The 16620-nt window shown below is 70.2% G+C and carries 12 protein-coding genes and 1 pseudogene; 5 read left to right on the top strand and 8 right to left on the bottom strand.

Going from position 1 to position 16620, the window contains the following annotated elements; translation table 11 throughout:
• Positions 1-847 (top strand): inositol-3-phosphate synthase (locus tag VJN29_RS10305; RefSeq protein ID WP_324143538.1); only part of this gene is annotated, 847 nt, incomplete at its 5' end.
• 88 nt (positions 848-935) lie between these two features.
• On the opposite strand, the gene VJN29_RS10300 is transcribed toward VJN29_RS10305, so the two are convergent.
• The 3 genes from VJN29_RS10300 to VJN29_RS10290 all read right to left on the bottom strand — a co-directional run bounded on the left by VJN29_RS10300 (position 936) and on the right by VJN29_RS10290 (position 5024).
• A complete protein-coding gene (locus VJN29_RS10300; protein WP_324143537.1) occupies positions 936-1565 on the bottom strand; it encodes a DUF4190 domain-containing protein in 630 nt (209 codons plus the stop codon).
• Between the two features lie 294 nt (positions 1566-1859).
• Positions 1860-3647: a CHAT domain-containing protein gene (locus VJN29_RS10295; RefSeq protein WP_324143536.1), complete on the bottom strand. Its 1788-nt coding sequence runs from the start codon at positions 3645-3647 to the stop codon at positions 1860-1862.
• A gap of 111 nt (positions 3648-3758) precedes the next feature.
• Positions 3759-5024: a S8 family peptidase gene (locus VJN29_RS10290; protein WP_324143535.1), complete on the bottom strand. Its 1266-nt coding sequence runs from the start codon at positions 5022-5024 to the stop codon at positions 3759-3761.
• A 119-nt stretch (positions 5025-5143) separates the two neighbouring features.
• Here VJN29_RS10290 and VJN29_RS10285 point away from each other — a divergent pair, with 119 nt between their 5' ends.
• A complete protein-coding gene (locus VJN29_RS10285) occupies positions 5144-7795 on the top strand; it encodes a CHAT domain-containing protein (protein ID WP_324143534.1) in 2652 nt (883 codons plus the stop codon).
• A gap of 17 nt (positions 7796-7812) precedes the next feature.
• On the opposite strand, the gene VJN29_RS10280 is transcribed toward VJN29_RS10285, so the two are convergent.
• The 5 genes from VJN29_RS10280 to VJN29_RS10260 all read right to left on the bottom strand — a co-directional run bounded on the left by VJN29_RS10280 (position 7813) and on the right by VJN29_RS10260 (position 12303).
• The gene (locus VJN29_RS10280; protein ID WP_324143539.1) at positions 7813-8298 is read right to left on the bottom strand and encodes a carboxypeptidase regulatory-like domain-containing protein; all 486 of its coding nucleotides are present in this window, start codon (positions 8296-8298) and stop codon (positions 7813-7815) included.
• Complete coding sequence (locus VJN29_RS10275) at positions 8298-8885, bottom strand: sigma-70 family RNA polymerase sigma factor (RefSeq protein WP_324143533.1); 588 nt, start codon at positions 8883-8885, stop codon at positions 8298-8300. Before VJN29_RS10275 ends, VJN29_RS10280 begins: the two co-directional genes overlap by 1 nt.
• 299 nt (positions 8886-9184) lie before the next feature.
• Positions 9185-10114: a PP2C family serine/threonine-protein phosphatase gene (locus tag VJN29_RS10270; protein ID WP_324143532.1), complete on the bottom strand. Its 930-nt coding sequence runs from the start codon at positions 10112-10114 to the stop codon at positions 9185-9187.
• A complete protein-coding gene (locus VJN29_RS10265; protein ID WP_324143531.1) occupies positions 10111-10596 on the bottom strand; it encodes a hypothetical protein in 486 nt (161 codons plus the stop codon). Before VJN29_RS10265 ends, VJN29_RS10270 begins: the two co-directional genes overlap by 4 nt.
• Positions 10597-10821: 225 nt before the next feature.
• Positions 10822-12303, bottom strand: coding sequence for a CCA tRNA nucleotidyltransferase (locus VJN29_RS10260; protein WP_324143530.1), 1482 nt, complete (start codon positions 12301-12303; stop codon positions 10822-10824).
• A gap of 392 nt (positions 12304-12695) precedes the next feature.
• Between VJN29_RS10260 and VJN29_RS10255 the strand changes: the two genes are divergently transcribed.
• The 3 genes and pseudogenes from VJN29_RS10255 to VJN29_RS10245 all read left to right on the top strand — a co-directional run.
• The gene (locus VJN29_RS10255; protein ID WP_324143529.1) at positions 12696-13181 is read left to right on the top strand and encodes an NUDIX hydrolase; all 486 of its coding nucleotides are present in this window, start codon (positions 12696-12698) and stop codon (positions 13179-13181) included.
• Positions 13178-15469, top strand: coding sequence for a DUF6049 family protein (locus VJN29_RS10250; protein ID WP_324143528.1), 2292 nt, complete (start codon positions 13178-13180; stop codon positions 15467-15469). The genes VJN29_RS10255 and VJN29_RS10250 overlap by 4 nt, the downstream gene beginning before the upstream one ends.
• A 115-nt stretch (positions 15470-15584) precedes the next feature.
• Positions 15585-16620, top strand: a pseudogene (locus VJN29_RS10245) (hypothetical protein); the annotation flags it as partial.

Here is a 16620-nt window from a genome sequence, read left to right as displayed (position 1 = left end):
GGAGGTCCCCACGACGGGCATCACGGTCCAGCGGGGACACACGCTCGACGGGCTCGGCAAGTACTACCGGATGACGATCGACGAGTCGGCGGCTGAGCCGGTGGACATGGTCCAGGCGCTCAAGGACGCCAACGTCGACGTGCTCGTGTCGTACCTGCCGGTGGGCTCGGAGAACGCCGACAAGTTCTACGCCCAGTGCGCCATCGACGCTGGCGTCGCCTTCGTCAACGCCCTGCCGGTCTTCATCGCCTCCGACCCGGAGTGGGCGGCGAAGTTCGAGGCGGCCGGTGTGCCGATCATCGGCGACGACATCAAGAGCCAGGTCGGCGCGACGATCACCCACCGGGTCATGGCGAAGCTCTTCGAGGACCGCGGCGTGCAGCTCGACCGCACCTTCCAGCTCAACGTCGGCGGCAACATGGACTTCAAGAACATGCTCGAGCGCGAGCGCCTCGAGTCCAAGAAGGTCTCCAAGACGCAGTCCGTCACCTCGAACCTCACCGGCAGCCTCGCCGGCAAGGTCGACGACAAGAACGTCCACATCGGCCCTTCGGACTACGTCCAGTGGCTCGACGACCGCAAGTGGGCCTACGTGCGGCTCGAGGGGCGCGCCTTCGGTGACGCGCCGCTGAACCTCGAGTACAAGCTCGAGGTCTGGGACTCCCCCAACTCGGCCGGCATCATCATCGACGCGATTCGGGCGGCGAAGATCGCCAAGGACCGCGGCATCGGCGGCGCCCTGCTGTCCGCGTCGTCCTACCTGATGAAGTCCCCGCCGGAGCAGCGTGAGGACAACGAGGGTCGCGCTCGCCTCGAGGCCTTCATCCGGGGCGAGGAGTCGCGCTGACCGCACCGGTCGGCTGAGTTCCTTCAGTCCGTATGCCGCTGGGCCCGCTTCCACACGGAAGCGGGCCCTTCGCGCCTGCTGGGAAGTGCTACTTGAGAGCCGTGCCGGTAGTCGTGCCCGACGGCGCCTCGACGGTGCAGGCGATGGTCCGGTCACCGCGCCAGGTGAACGAGTCCGGATAGAGGAACCCCGGCTCGAGTTCGTCGTAGGCCCGATCGGTCAGGAGCGGGTCGGCCTTGTCGGCGCAACCCTTCTCGGCGGCGTCGATGACCTCGTCCTCGCCTGGATAGGGCCCGTCGGGCAGCTCGAAGATGACGACGACCTGGCTCTCGTGTGGCGAGGTGCATGGGATGACCGTCACGAGGTCGACCTCTTCCCCCTTGCCACCGGTGTAGGAGAAGCAGTCGCCGGCCTCGAGGTCGTCGACGAAGGTCTCCGACTGCTGGGTGACCGCACCGGACGCGTCCCGCACGGGCTCGTCGTTGGAGACGTAGATCACGAACCCGACCCAGGCGACGAGCGACAGGCTGCCAAGGACGATGCCCGCGATGGCCATGCCCCTACCGCGCTGGGTCCTCCGCTGCAGCTGTCCGAGGGCGACGATGCCCAGCACGACCGCGGCCAGAGCTGCGAGCGGGAAGATGCCAACGAGCCCGCAGCACAGGGCTGCGATGGCCAGGCCGTTGCTCCCGGGCGGCGGGGTCCGGTCCGGCGGCACTGGTGGCAGCGTGGCGTCAGGCTGCCCTGGGGGCGGCACCGGATACGCGGGGCCCGTCGGCACAGGACGGGTGGGCACGGGAACCGTCCACGGGTTCTTCGGCGGCTGCCGCGGATCCCTCGGCGGCGGGGGTTCGGAGGACATGGGGGTGAGAATGGCATCGCGCCGGCTCCACGGCGACCAACGGGGATGACCGCCGCTGGATCGTTATCCCCCAGGGGCTGCGGATGCACCCAAAGCCGATCGGGTGGACAGCATCCGGGCCAAAACGTGTTCACTCGATCGGGTCGGTCCCTAGGGGCTGGCTGGTTTTGACGTGTCCACCAGGATGGCCGTCGCCGCGGACCGGTCTCCCGAGCTGTCAAGGGCGCGAATCGTGTAGCGGTGCGTGCCCGTCAGAGGGACGTCGTCACGCCACCGTGGCGACCGAGTCGTCCCCAGCAGGGCGCCGTCCCGGAACACCTGCCACTGGCTGACCGGACTCCAGATCGACGGAGAGTCCCAGACGAGGGTGACCGGACTGGTTCCGACGACCTGGACATTGCTCGGGGCGGCGACGGGCGTGACGGTCGAGACGATGCCCAGGACCAGGGCGTAGGCCAGGAACGCGGCCAGCAGCCACGCCGCAACCCGGGGTCGTCCACGCTCGTTGAAGAACCATCGTTGCATCCGGCCCCTGAGCTTCACGGATGCCTCGGCCGACTCTCCTGACGGTTGGCCGGTCGCGCTCACCGCCACGACGGAGTAGCTGTAGACGCCGCGCGGTCCCGGCGTGTCGATGAAGCTTGGTTGGTAGACCACGTTCTGCGGGATGCCATTGCGTGACACCCGCCATTCCGTCACGGCCACGCCAGGCACAGGCGGCTGGTGCCACGCCAAGTGGACGGTCTCACCACGCGCCTCCGCGGTGACAACAACGGGCGCCGCGGGGTCTGGGGGAGCAGGCGGGGGTGGAGGAGGTGGCGGCTCAGCCCTCCTGATGAACAGCCGGCCGCCTTCCGGCCGCAGATAGAGCACCGGCGTCGGCCACTCGGTGGGGCTGGCCGTGAGGATCGCCTGGCGTGCCAGGGTCACGGCGAGGTCGATCCCGGCGCCTGCCGTCACGTGTTCGTAGAGCACGCCACTGAACGACTTCGCGGCGACGTCGCTGATCTCGAACTGCATGGCAACGACGGCCGGGATGCCGTGCTCGACGAGGGTCAACGCCGATGAGCCGTAGGGGTCGACCGCGGTGACCCTGCCTCCCTCGCACGAGTTGAGTACGGCCAGCTCGATGGGAGAGTTGCCGAGCAGGTCGGCGACGTGGCTGCAGGGCACCAAGTGGGCCCACCCCGTGGGGCCGCTGAAGGCAAGCAGGCCCTCGCCGGACTCGGGATCGACGCCTCCGTGCCCGATGAAGTGGAAGACGTGGAACTCTCCATCGGTCATCGCGACGCGAAGCCCCTCGAGGGTGGCCTGGTCGAGGCGCTCGAGCTCGAGCCGACCAGAGGCGGTCAAGGGCGTGAGCGTGGTCGTGAGCCGCTGCCACTCGGCCTCCACGTCCAGCAGGGGCAGGTCGGTCGGGCTGCTGATGACGACGAGCATGCGGATGGGACCGGTCAGCGTCAGCGGGGCGATCGGCTCGGGTACGTCCACCACCCGCACGGTCGGGAAGTCATCCTGCCGGCAGGGGAAGCGCCGCCGTTCCGGGTCGTAGAGCAGCTCCCAGGGCAGGCTGATGAGCTCGGGCGTCGCGGCGAACCGCAGCCTGAGCCGCAGCCCCTCGTTGTGCTTGGCGGAGACGTGCAGGCTGCTGCGCAGGGCTGACTCGACCTTGCCCGTGAAGAGCGCCTCGAAGAGCTGGGTCCCGAAGGCCTTGATGGCCGCTGAAGCCGAGATGGCCCCGCTGTCCGGCTCGGGGTGCGCTGGCATGATCCGCCTGAGATCCCTCAGCCCGTGCACGAGATCCGTCACGCGGGTGACGTCAGGAGGGACGAACTCCTCCGGACCCGCCGGACCGACCGGCGAGTCGAGGACGCGGCTGACGAAGCCGTCCCCACGCGGCTCGAGCAGGACGTCGAAGTCGGCATACCGCTGCTTCACTCGACCACCTCCTGCCGAGGTCGTCAGGACCTGCTTCAAACGATAGACCGCGGGGGTTCGAGGTGGAATCCGACGCTCAGGCGTCGGATTCCACCTCGAACCTGCCGTCTGTCAGTCGCCGTCGCCGGGCTGAAGCACCCAACGCCCGCCGTTGTCTGCCGCCCGACGGGCAGCGACGGCGGAGAGCGCGCACCAAGCCTGATGGGCGTTCTCGCCATAGGTGGACATCCGTGCCGCGACGAGTCCAGCGACGAGGGGTGTCGCGAAGGAGGTGCCGCTCCAGCTCGCCAGGCCGTGCTTGAAGTTGGCGTCCGGCTGCCCTGCCATCGGGGGCTCCATGTACTTGTACGCGCCCTTCGGGTAGGCATTGACGACGTCTGATCCTCGGGCCCACACGTCCACCCAAGCGCCGTAGTTGCTGTACCCAGCCTGCCGGCCGTCCGTGTCGAGTGCGCCGACAGCCACGGGCCAACCCTGGCTCGCTGGCTCAAACGGACCGGGGGCGGCGTCATTGCCTGCGGCGCAGACGAGCAGCGTCTTGCTGCCCTTCAGGTAGTTGTCGTACACGGCCTGCAGGCTCAGGAGCGAATTGCCGCCAGCGGGAACGGCCCCGGCGGACATGCTGATGATGTCCACGTTGGACAGGAAGACGTCGACGAGCCGCGGGGCGAGCTCGCTCTCCAGGGCGGCGCCGCCGTGCGGGAACAGGGCCCAGATGTCGACGTGGGCCTTCGGCGCCATCGTGCGGAGGACGCCGGCAGCGAACGTGCCGTGGCCGCGGTAGTGCCCGATCTTGGCCGGGGGGGCCTCCTCGTCGCCCTGAACGCCGTCGAGCCACACGTGCTGCTTGACGACCGCTGGGAGGCAGCCCGTGTCAACCACGGCGACACGCACGTCCTTGCCCGCATCCGCCTTGCGGTTGATGGCGGGGTCGGGGCCCTTCTTGGTCGGCTCTGGTTCGGTGGCCGGACAGTAGGTGACTGGGCTGACGTGTACCACGGTGTCGTAGCGGACCACGCCCTTGCCCATGGCCCGATCGACTTGGTCCACGACCGCCCTGGCGTCGTCGACCTTGAGCACGGTGAGACCGTTGATCGGGTCGGGCAAACCCTCTTGGCGCTTGTCGTCCGTCTCCGGCATCTCGAGCAGACGCCTGACACGCGGCGCGTCCGCGTCGCTGGTGAGCACGGTGTCGGCCCGGTACATGTATTGCACGTCCTCCAGTCGATCGTCATCCACCCAAGGGTGCAGGCCCACTGGCGTGCCGTGGTCGCGCAAGGCCTGCCTCACGAGCCGGATCTGCTCTGCGGAACGCTGCCGCCACAGCGCCTCCTTATCCGGATCCCACCATTTGTCGCGGGGGCCATACGCGTTCATCGGACTGCTGCCATGATCTGAGTCGTCATCGTCTTCTCCTGGAGGGTCGCAGCGTGGGTCGTGGGCCAGACGTGCGGCGGGCGCGCCCTGATACGTCCAGATCTGCGCAGTATGCGGACGTGGACACGCTCCTGCCGCTGGCAATATCGCAGCCCACGGATGCGCTCGCAACGGCAACCATGGTGATTGCCCAGGACACCGACCCGCGACGGCTCTCCATCGCACATCAGGCTGCGGCGATCGTCCACCGCGATCAGGGACGGATGGACGAGGCCCTGTCTCACGGGTTCAGCGCGTTGCGTCTCTCGCGTCGGGTCGATTCCGAGCGGCAGGGCGACGTGCTCGCCACTCTCGGAGCGGTGCTCTTCGTCGCCGGTCGCACCGCGCAGGCCCTGAACCGCTTCGAGGAGGCGGTCCAGCTGACTCCGGCTCAACAGCTGCCGCGACTGTTCCATCGACGCGGTGTAGTGCTCTTGACACTGTCGCGCTACACCGAGGCGCTGGCGGACCTGAGCCGAGCGGTGAGTGGCTGCCGCATGCTGGGCGACACGCTCTGGGAGGGCCGCGCCCTCAATGGTCGGTGCATGGTCCACCTGGCCCTCGGTGACGTCGAGGCCGCTGAGGCGGATGCGGCCCGGGCCGAGGAGCTCCTGACGGGTCTCGGCCAGGATTTCGAGGCAGCCCAAGCTCTGCACAACCGTGCCCTCGCCGCCCACCAACGCGGCGACCTCCCCCGCGCGCTAGACCTGCTCGACCAGGTGACCGAGCGATACACGGCCTTGGGTCATATCTCGCCCGAGCTCCATGTCGACCACGGCCACGCAATGCTGACCGCGGGGTTGATCGACGAGGCAGAGGCACTGTGCCTCGCCGCACTCGACCGTGATCTGCCCCCGGTGCACCGGGCGGAACTGATTCTGCTGCTCGCCCTCGTTGCACTCGCAGGAGGCGACGCGGAGACCGCTGAACGACGTGCGGATGAGGCGGTCCGGCTCTTCCGGTCTCAGCTGCGCACCGGCTGGGTCGACCGCGCACGGCTCCTTCGGCTCCGCGCCCAGCACCTGGCTGACCATCCGGAACTCCAGGCCTGGACCCTCGACGACCGAGAGGCGCCGCCGCAAAGCGCTCGCACCCGCGCTGCGCGCGGCAAACGGCTCCTCAGCGAGGCGGACGACCTCGTGTCCTCGATGCGTACCTCTGGTTCATTGGACCTCCCCGTCGCGCTCGTGCTGCAGGGTCGGATCGCGGGCCAAGCCGGGAAGTCGGACGAAGCTCGCTCGAGCCTCACGGCCGCTGCGGCGTCGCGGCGGTCCGGGCCGCCGCTGTCCCGCGCCGCCGGTTGGCTGGCCGCGGCGCTCCTCGCCGAGCAGGCCAACAACAGAAGGGCGCTCTACGCCGCGTGCCGACAGGGGCTCGATGCCGTCGACGAGCACCGTGCCATCCTGGGCGACCTCGAGCTACGCGCGCTGGCCAGTGGTCACGGCATCGAGTTCGCCCTGTTGGCGGTGTCGTCCAGCGTGCGCGCTCGCCGCCCCCGCGATCTGTTCTGGTGGGCGGAGCGCTGGCGAGCAGCAGCCCTCAACGGCACGATCACGCGACCCGATGATCCCGAGCTCGGCCGAGCCATCGTCGCGTTGCGTGACGTGACCCGTCGTCTCGATGCACCGGCCGACGAGGACGACGCGGCCTTGCCCGCCCTGCGAGCGGAACGAACACGGCTCGAGTCGTCGATCCGTCGTGCCCACCACCGGATGCGGGCGAACCCGAACAGCGACTTCGGGCGGCCGCTCGCGCTCGATCTGCCCACGGTCGTCCGCGAGCTCGGCCCAGCCGTCCTCATGACGTTCGTCAACGACAGGGGAACCCTCCATCTCGTCACCGTGTGCGACGGGCGGGTGCGCCACCACGAGATCGGCAGCCGAGCCTCCGCCGATCGAGAGGCCGAGTTCGGCCGCTTCGCCCTGCGACGCGCCGCGTCCGGTCGCCTCGTGGACCTCGGCGCCACGGGCGCGCGCCTGGAGTCCGCGCTCCTGGGACGACACGCGAAGACGCTGTGGCGGCTCGTTCACGAGCAGGGCCGCCCAGTGGTCGTCGTGCCACCCGCCGACCTGCTCACCGCGCCTTGGGCCCTCCTGCCCCTGCTCGCCCAGGTTCCCCTGACGGTCAGCCCGTCCGTGACCCAGTGGCTCAAGGCGCGACGCGATCGCTGCGACAGCAGTCCGGGGCAGGTCGCCCTCATCACCGGACCGGACCTCAGCACGCGGGAGGCAGAGGTGACAAGCGTCAGTCCGGTGCACCTCGACGCCCGCGTGCTTCCCGCAGAGAAGGCGACGGTGTCAGCCGCGCTCGAGATCCTCGACGGTGCCGGTCTCGCCCACATCGCGGCGCATGGCACCTTCCGAGCAGATGCACCGCTCTTCTCGTCGCTCCAGCTGGCCGACGGTCCCCTCACGGTGCACGACTTGGAGCAGCTGGCCCGGGTGCCGCGCTCGATCATCCTTTCCGCCTGTGACTCCGGGGGTGCTGCTCCGATCGGTCCCCATGAAGCACTGGGACTCGTCTCGGCGCTCCTCGGCATGGGGACCTCGGACGTCCTGGCCAGCGTCGTGCCCGTGAACGACAGTGCCACCCTCGACGTCATGGCTGACGTCCATGCGGTCGCCGGCCGTGGCGGCACCCTGGCCGAGGGTTGGCTTGCGGCGCGGACCGCTGCTCAGGGGGATGACCTGCGCGTCGCCACCGCTGCCTCGTTCACGGCCTGGGGTGGTTGACGCCCGAGCAACACTCGTCAGCCGACGTCGAACCAGGTCGTCGACATGATCCGCTCACCAGACTTCTCCAGAGCGATCCTGGCCAGCCCGAGCGGCACGCGCTCGAAGGTGAACCGCTCGTCCTCGAGGTCGACCGTGCGCGTCGATGACGGCGACTCGAGGACCACGCTGGTCCCCGGGGCCGTGGTGCCCTCTTCGTCGATGACAACCCCGATGATGCGTCCGAAGTCTCCGCGCGCGGTGACGTCCAGCTCGACGGATACAGCGCCGTGCTCGAAGACGAGCAGCTGAGACGCGCCGCGTGCACTGTCGGTGGCCCGCAGGCCGGCAACCGACATGGCGTCAGTGGCCATCGCCATGAGGGCGGTGTCGGCGTGATGAAGCGCGAAGGCAGCCCTGCCGAGCTCCAGCACTTCGGGCGGCACAGGATCGACGAGCTCGGCAATGGTGCCGAGGCGCTCGAGCAGCTCGACGTCGTCGGGGTGCAGGTCACGGGTGGACATCACGGTCGACCCCCTCCGCTCTCAAAGGCGTAGCCGGTGTCGGAGACCAGGGATCGCAACGTCGTGAGACAACGCATGCGGGTCGGACCGATGGAGCCGACCGGCATCCCGAGCGAGGCGGACACCTCGGCGTAGTTCGGCCGGTCGCAGGCCATGAGCACCCGGAGGAGCCGTTGGCACCGCTCGGACAGCTGGGTGAAGCAGGTCCAGAGCTGGACGTCCCTCTCGTCCTCGAGCAGGGCCGCATCGAGCGAGGCGGCCTCCGCGTCGACGAGCATGGGCCCCAGGTCGTCGTCCCGGACGAGGACGTCACGCCCCCGGCGTCGCAGCAACGACAGGCACTCGTGCCTGGCCGTCGTCGCGAGCCATCCGGGAAGGGCCTCGGGCTGCTGGATCCGGTCGAGGTGGTCGAGCAGGCGGAGCCAGGTGTTCTGTACGACGTCCGCAGCGTCCTCCATGGAGAGCCGATGCGCTCGTCCGACCGACCACAGGAGGCTCGTGAATCGCTCCACGATCGCGTTCCACGCCTCGGGGTCTCCGTTTGCCGCGGCGGTCACGAGTTCGGTGAGACCGCTGGGTTCATGCATGACACGCCTCTCTCTCAGCGTGTTCATCGTAGGTCTCACGAACTGCAGATGCGCCACGAACCGGCCAGATACACACAGTGGTCACACCGCTGGGAGGTCAGCGTGGCTGGGGAGCGAGCCCAGCGGCATACGAACACATGTCGTATGCCGCTGGGCTGCGTCTGAACGTCGGCCCGGTCCGCCGCGGGCGGGGAGACGAGGGGTGGCCGCCCGTCCCCCGGGGCGGCCACCCCTCGTGCCCTGACCCGCGACGTCCCCGTGACGTGGCGGGACGGTGTGCCGACCTCAGCTGCCGGAAGTCACACCAACGACCTGCTCTCCCCTGCCGGCCCTTCACGCGCCGACCGGCCGCCTGCGACGTCACCCGTCCCGTCGGCTTTGTCATCGGCCGGGACGTCCAGGTCAGCGGGGTGCGGCGCTGCAGGGGCTTCGCTCCGGGAACGACCGATCGACTCGCGCGGACTGGTGTCCTCGTCGACGTCGGCATCGGACTCCTGACCCTGCAGGGAGACGACGACAGCGGTGACGTTGTCGCGCCCTCCGGCCGTCACGGCCCTGCGCACCAGCTCGTCCGCGGCCTCCTGTGCCTCGTGGACGTCAAGGAGGACGGCCTCGATCTCCGACGGCTCCAGCTCGTTGGTGAGCCCGTCCGTGCAGATGACGAAGGACTCTCCGGGGTAGGGCGGGAAGACCCACGTGTCGACATGACCCATGGGGTCCCGCCCCAGCGAGCGGGTGATGACGTTGCGGCCCGGATGGCGCTGGGCCTGCTCTGCCGTGATGATCCCGCGGTCGACGAGCTCCTGGACCTCCGAGTGGTCCACGGTCACCTGCGAGAGCTGGCCCTGGATCAACCGGTAGACACGGGAGTCCCCGATGTTGAACACGACCCAGTGCTGCGACGCACCCGCCGAGACCAGGGCGAGCCCGGCGACCGTGGTCCCCATCCCGGTCTGCTCGGGATGGCGGGCGGCCGACTCCAGGATGCGCCGGTTCGCCTCAGCGAGCTGCTCGACGAGGTCGCGGGCCCGGAGGACCGGCCGCTCGGCCAGTTCCATCAGGGCGTCAGTGGCGATCCCGCTCGCCACCTCGCCGGCCGCGTGTCCGCCCATGCCGTCCGCGACGACGAAGATCGTCCCAGCGACCCGGGCGCTGTCCTCGTTGTGCTGGCGAACTCGGCCAACGTCGGTCGCGACACCGTGCGAGATCGCCGACTCGTCCGTGGTCATGCGACCGGGTTCCCTTCGGCCTCGACCAGTGCGGCCGCCCACGGGCGTACGCGGACCGACGCGAGCACCGAGCGGATCAGCTCGTGGTCCTGCTCGGCGGAGGGTCCGCCGACCGACCCGCTCAGCTGGACGACCCAGGCGGCGGCCTCGCGCTCCGGACGGACGAAATGGAAGAGGTTGGCCTGCAGGATGGTCTCGACGTCCGCGTCCGGCCAGGTGGCATCACAGCCCACGAAACGAGCGTGACCCAGCTGAGCGGCATACGACTCACTCGTGACCCCACCACGTGACTCGGCCAGCGCGTCGATGCGGCGGAGCGCTTCCTCCTCGGTCAGCTCGGCTCCACACTGCTCGATACTGACGACGACGGGGTGGTAGCCGCCCTCTCGAGGCAGCTTGGCGGCGAGTGCGGTGCCCTCGGGGACGTCGACGGCCACGGACGGCGGACCGGGGGTATCCCGGCTCGGGTACAAGGTGCTCATCGAGGTCCTTTCGTCGCTCCGTTGGCCGGGCCTGGGTCCCATACCGGATGGCCGGAGCGCGGCAAGTCAATCAAATGCACGCCAAATGTGTCAGATCAGGCTCACGGGAAGAACCCACCGATGGTGCCGGTCGATGTTGGGATGCGCGCCGATCCCGGCGTAGACCCTCCCCACCGTCACCCGCGTTGATGTCACGACGGCAACCTCGGGGTTGCCGAACTGACCTCAACGCATGGTGTGCGAGCGCTCTGCCCACCAGGCGAGCAGCTTCTCGCGGGCCGCGTCCTTGCCGATCGGGCCGTCATCAAGACGAACGGACAACAGGTACGTGTAGGCCTCGCCGAGCACCGGCCCCGGCTTGATGCCCAGCACCTCGGCGATCTCGTTGCCGTTGAGCTCGGGGCGGACTGCGGCGAGCTCCTCCTCCGCCGCGAGCCGCTCGATGCGCTCCTCGAGGTCGCCGTAGGCCTGCGAGAGCCGCTGCGCCTTGCGGACGTTGCGGGTCGTGCTGTCCGAGCGAGTCAGCCGGTGCAGTCGCTGCAGGAGTGGGCCGGCGTCAGTGACGTACCGCCGCACGGCCGAGTCGGTCCACTGCCCCTCGCCATAGCCGTGGAAGCGCAGGTGCAGCTCGACGAGCCGCGCGACGGCCTTGACGACCGTCTTGTCGTAACGCAGCGCCTTGAGGCGCTTGCTCGCCAGCCGCGCTCCGACCAGCTCGTGGTGGTGGAACGAGACGCCGCCGCCCGGCTCGAAGCGACGCGTGGCCGGCTTGCCGATGTCGTGCAGGAGCGCGGCGAGGCGCAGCACGAGGTCGGGGCCGGGCACCGACTCCTCCGGGCCGTCCGCCGGGCCCTCGAGCGCGATGGCCTGCTCGAGAACGGTCAGGGAGTGCTCGTAGACGTCCTTGTGCCGGTGGTGCTCGTCGACCTCGAGCCGCAGCGCCGGCAGCTCGGGGATGAAGTGGTCGGCCAGACCCGTGTCGACGATCAGGGCGAGGCCCGGTCGCGGGGACGGCGCACAGACGAGCTTGGTGAACTCGTCGCGGATCCGCTCGGCCGAGACGATCTCGAGGGTGGCCGCTCGCTCGGTCATGGCGACCCGCACGTCCGACGCCACGTCGAAGCCGAGCTGGGCGGCGAAGCGGGCTGCCCGCATCATCCGCAGGGGGTCGTCGGCGAAGGACTCCTCCGGCGGCGCAGGCGTCGTCAGCCGGCGGGCGGCGAGGTCCGCGAGGCCGCCGTGGAGGTCGACGAACTCGAGGCTCGGCAGCCGGATCGCCATCGCGTTGACCGTGAAGTCGCGGCGGACGAGGTCGCCGTCGAGGGTGTCGCCGAACATCACCTCGGGCTTGCGGCTGGTCCGGTCGTACGTGTCGGCGCGGTAGGTCGTGATCTCGATGTGGTGCTGGTCCCTGCGCAGGCCGATGGTGCCGAACTCACGTCCGATGTCCCAGTGCGTGTCGGCCCATCCCTCGACCGCGGCGAGGCTCTCGTCGGGGCTCGCGTCCGTGGTGAAGTCGAGGTCCGGGGAGGTCCGCCCGAGGAACGCATCGCGCACCGGTCCGCCGACGAGCGCGATCTCGTGTCCGTGCTGCTCGAACCGTTTGCCGAGCTCCTGGAGGAGCGGGAGCACGGGCGCGAGCTGGGCGACGGCCCCCCGCAGCAGCTCCAGCTGTTTCGGGTCGGGCACCTTCGGGCGGTCGGACACGGGAGACAGCCTAGGTGAGCACGCCGGTGCCCCTTCCAAGCGTGCAGATCATGCCGTATGCCGCTGAGCTCCTCCCGACGCCACTGACGTCCCAGCCCTCCCGTCCGCGGGCGACGGTCGACCCGACCGCCGTCGATCCAGCCGGGGGGCAGTGTCAGCGCCGATCCGCATGAGGGCGCCGACATTCGCCTCCCGGCGCAGTTGGCGGCGGTGCTGGTCTTGTACTGAGGGAACGCAGCGCCCGTCACGAGCGTTGGGCGAGCGGAAGGAAGGGAAGGCAAGTGGTGCGCGTGCGCGAGCCCAGCGGCATACGAAAATGGCTCTTTGGGCGGGCGCTGGCCCCGGCGCCCGACGTTGGGGCACGAAACAGGTCCCTTGGTTATGGTGGCGGCATGACCGCGCAGACCGCCCCCGTTCCCCACATGGGGCGGCGGTTGCCCGCGGTCGAGGAGCGCTCTGCCGGCGGCATCGTCGTCGACATCCAGGACGGCTGCGCCCTCATCGCGATCATCGCGAGACGCAATCGAGCCGGGCGCATCGAGTGGTGCCTTCCCAAGGGTCACGTCGAGCCGGGCGAGACGCTCGTCGAGACGGCCGCGCGCGAGGTCGCGGAGGAGACCGGAATCGTCGGGCGTGTGCTCGTGGAGCTGGGGACCATCGACTACTGGTTCGCCACATCGACGAAGCGGGTGCACAAGTTCGTCCACCACTACCTGCTCGAAGCCCTCAGCGGCGAGCTGACCATCGAGAACGACCCCGATCGTGAGGCGATCGACGTCGCGTGGATGCGTCTCGACGAGGTGCACCGCCGACTCACCTTCCCCAACGAGCGCCGCATCGCGCAGGCGGCGTGGAACCGGCTGGCAGGCACGGCGTGACCCGGGCCCGGCCGTGGCGCGCCGCCCTCCGGACGGTGGCCGCCGCGACGTTCCTCGCCCTCACTGCCTTCCCAGGTGCAGCGGCCTCCCACGCGAGCGAGGCGCGTCCGGTGCCCGCGAATGAGACCGAGGGGACAGCCGCGCACGGCGCCTCGGTGAGGCCCGACGACGCGAAGGCGATCGTCACCTTGACGACGGTGTCCCCGACCATCGTGGACGGGCGCGGAGAGACTCGGATCGCGGGCACCGTGACCGCGCCGACCTCGGGCCCGCTCGTCGGCACGAGCATCGACGTCGTCCTCGCCTCCCGGCCGATGACGGTACGGGGCGACATCGACCGGTGGGTCAAGGGGACCGGGAAGGCGTCGGGTCAGCACGTCGCGGAGCTGGCGGCGCCGCTGCCCGAGGTGCCGGCCGGTCAGACCGTGCCCTTCGTCATCGACCTCGAGGAGCGGCGCGTCCAGACCAGTGATGCCTTCGCGGCGCTGCCGATCGCGATCGAGGTCTACCAACGGGGAGCCTCGACGCCGATCGGGACGACCCGGACGTTCCTCGCCTGGAACTCCCGCGTCGAGTTCGTCCCGCTCCAGCTGGCCCTGGCCATCCCCGTGACGCTCGACCCCGAGCTGAACCTGTTCGAGCGCGATGACGACGTGCGGCGGCAGGCGTGGGCCGGAGCCATCGGGCCCGGATCACGCGTCGACCGGATCATCGAGGGGACCGCGGGCTCCTCCGCCACACTGGCCGTCGATCCCTCGGTGCTCATGGCCGCACCGGGCGAGACGGCGGGGGGGCGCACTCCTCCGACGGCACCCACGGCCGGGACCACCGGCTCACCGACGACCGGGACGACGGCGACCCCAGCACCGACGCCAGCAACGCCAGCAACGCCCGCGGATGGGACGGCGGGGTCGGCAGACGGTGCGGCGTCCCCGCTCGTCGACCGGCTCGTCTCCGGCCTGCGGGGACGGAGCCTCGTCGCGCTCCCCTACGCCGATGCTGACGTCGCAGCCACGAGCGACGTCGATCCCGACAACCCGGTCGCTCGTGACCTCGTGTCGCGCGCCTCCGCGTTCGGCGCCCGTCTGGGGCAGCCCGTACGCGGAGACATCGCATGGCCCGCGGACGGGCTGCTGCCGCCCGGCCGGGACGCGGCGATCCAGTCGCTGTACTCGACGTCCGCGACCGGGAAGGCCGCCGGCATCATCGTCGACCAACGGGCCATCACCGCGAGCTCGCCGTACACCCCGACGGCGCGACGCGTGTCTGACGAGGCCACCCGCCTCGTGGGTTATGACGTGCGTCTCTCAGCGTTGCTGCCCAAGCGGTCCGACCCGACGGCGGTCCTGTCCACCCAGCGCTTCCTCGCCGAGTCCCTCGTGCTGCTCGGAGAGCTGCCGGGCAGGGCCAGGTCGGTCCTCGTCGCCGCGCCCCGGGACTACGACCCGGATGCGGCGGGTCTGGCGGCCTTCCTCCGCGCGACGACCGACTCCATCCCCTGGCTCGAGCCCGTGGCCCTCGATGCCCTGGTCGGGGACGGTGGCACGGACCAGGCACGCCCGCAGGAGCGGCCGTCGAAGGCGCCGCCGCCCGCAGCGCCCAAGCGGACCTTGAGCGAGTTCCGGCTCCGGCAGCTCGCCGAGCAGCGTGACACGCTCAATGCCGTGGCCACCGTGGTCGAGGACGGCGTGGCGTTCGAGCAGACCTACGGCGAGCTTCTCGACGAGCTGACGAGTACCCGATGGCGCTACCAGCCGGCTGCCTGGTCCAAGCTGCACAACTCAGTCAGCGCCGACGTCCGCAACGCGACGTCGGCGATCAGGGTCGTTCCGCGACGCATCAACTTCCTCGCCGAGAACGGAGCGCTGCGGATCACGCTCGAGAACGGGCTGGGCTACGCCGTCGAGGACCTGCGCCTCGTCCTCTCGCCGATGAACCCCCGCATGCAGGTCCTCGAGCAGCCCGGCCCGGTGAGTATTGCGGCGGGACCGGAGGCCCGCCGCATCGTCTCTGTGCCGGTCCACGCGGTTGCCGCCGGCCGGGCCGACCTCCTCGCCTACCTGACCACCGCGGATGGGACGCGGATCGGGTCGGAGGCGATCATCCCCGTCTCGGCCAACCCGCTCGACACCACGTTCTACTGGATCGGTGGCGTGCTGGCAGGGCTCGTGCTCGTCGCGGGTCTGATGCGTGCCCTGCTCAAGGGCACCTCGCGCATCGACGAGATCGGCGACCTGGACACGATCGCCGAGCGCGACGAGGCCGCACAGAGCCGGAAGAACGACTGAGTCGCCATAGTATGAAGCAGGGCCGCGCTCCGGCTCCGAGGTGCGGACGTGGTCACCGCGCAGGTTCCCGCGCCCTCACCGTCGGCGCGGCTCTGGACAGAAAGGGGTGACGCAGGTGCACGGCATTGGACCGGGAACAGTGCTCGGAGGACGCTATGCCGTCACCCTACGCACCTCCGAGGGACCCCATCACGAGCGGTGGCGAGCCTCCGACAACACCCTGGACCGCGAGGTCGTCCTCGTCTGCTTCCCCGCTGCGTCGTCCGTCGCCTCGGCAACGCTCGACGCGGCCCGCCGAGCTGCGGGCATCGAGGATCCCCGACTCGTCCGGGTCCTTGACGTGGGCTCCGACGTGGACATCGCCTTCGTCGTCGAGGAGCCACTCAGCGGGGCCATGCCGCTGTCCCACATCCTCCACACGGGCGGACTGCCCGCGGAGGAGGTCCGTCGCATCGTCGGCGAGGCCGCGAGCGCCCTCGAGAAGGCGCGTCACCGTGGGCTGCACCACCTCACGCTGACGCCCTCGTCGATCCTGCGCATGCCCGACGGGGACGTGAAGGTCCGTGGCCTCGCGACCGATGCGGCGCTCGTCGACGCCGAGCGAGCCTCCGACGCGCAGGCGTCCCGGATCGATGCCGTCGGCCTGGTCAAGCTCATCTACGCAGGCCTCACCGGCCGCTGGCCCGCGGGCCCGTCAGGGGCGAGCCGCGCCCGTCCGGTCGGGCTCGAGCCAGCGCCGACCATGCTGGGTGGCGTCGCCGCACCGACCGAGATCGCGGTCGGGATCCCCAACGACCTCGACCTGATCTGCCGGATGACCCTCAACGAGGATCGCGGCCCAGTGTCCCCCGGGGACCTCGCCCTCCAGATCGCGCCGTGGCCATCCGAGCCGCCCACCAACGACGGCGCCACCGGGATCCGGCTGCCGGCCCAGCCCTCCGACATCAATCCCGCCGGCGTGACACCCGCGACGGCGCCGAGATACGGACCTGCCGAAGGGGGGACGAGCGCCGACCTCTATGCCCGTCTGGCCGGCCGACGAGGCAACCAGGACCCGCGAGCGGGCCAGGAGGGTGCCTCGAACGGGTCGGGCGGGGGCGCCCCCGCGAGCGGCGCGGCCGGTGTTGCTGCCGCCGCTGGCGCGGCCGGTG

This window comes from Intrasporangium sp., from assembly GCF_035280925.1.
GTDB lineage: Bacteria > Actinomycetota > Actinomycetes > Actinomycetales > Dermatophilaceae > Intrasporangium.
The sequence above is the reverse complement of the archived record's forward strand: the minus strand, read 5'-3'. Positions and strand labels throughout refer to the sequence as shown.